Genomic DNA, 819 nt, shown 5'->3' with positions numbered 1-819 from the left:
CTCCGCCTTGGTATCCCAAAACAATCCTTGAAGGAATACCCGCCTCACGCAGCAAAAAAGCCATGCTACTTGCATAGTGCTCGCAAAAACCAAGCTTTGTATCGAATAGAAAACCATCGACTGTATCTTGCTCAAGTAATGGCGGCTTAAGCGTGTATGCAAAACCCTCAGAAGCATAAAAATCCAGTATTTTAGATATCAGTTCGATTTCGGTGGTACCATCGGATAAAAAGCGAGTCACTAAGTCACGAGCGCGTGGGTTTCCATTAGCCGGCAACTGCACATCCTGAAATGAACTAGATACCTTACGTGATACATCAGGCAAAGAAGCAATTGCCGTACCCTCGTAGGAACTTGCCACCCCATCTATTTTCATTCGGTATGGTGTTGGAGAGTTAAGAGAGTAGTTAAATTCGCTGATCCCCATCCCTATAGAAAATACGTTTCCTGATGCAGATTCTGAACCTGCCAATGCGAGAGCCCATCGGTTGTTATGCGGCTCCAGGATCACATCATAATATGGCGTACTCACAGATTGCGGCTGATATATCTTTTGTGCCTGAACTGAAGCAATGCCAGCACGCCCTCGCTCCACCAAAAGCGCTTCACGATCACGCGACCAAGCATCACCATCGAATCGATCTAAAACAAGCGCTCGCCAATACAAGGTTTCTCGCTCTGGCTGCAAACCAAAGAATGTGGCACGAAATGCCGTTTCCGCGGACTGAGTGAGATCGGCAATAGCACCAGGACGAAGTGTCTCGCTGAGCCCGGTTTGTGCAGAACTTGTTTTAATTGGCATCGACCACAGTGGCGCAA

The 819-nt window shown here is 47.6% G+C and carries 1 protein-coding gene; it reads right to left on the bottom strand.

Features of this window, described 5'->3' with window-relative positions:
• Window positions 1-802, bottom strand: an 802-nt coding sequence (locus A3739_RS17760) for a DUF3488 and transglutaminase-like domain-containing protein (RefSeq protein WP_231877101.1), incomplete at its 3' end; no start/stop codon positions are given.
• Between the last annotated feature and the right edge of the window lie 17 nt (window positions 803-819).

The organism is Oleiphilus sp. HI0067 (assembly GCF_001635735.1).
Note: the sequence above shows the minus strand (reverse complement) of the source record. Positions and strands in the feature narration are given on the sequence as shown.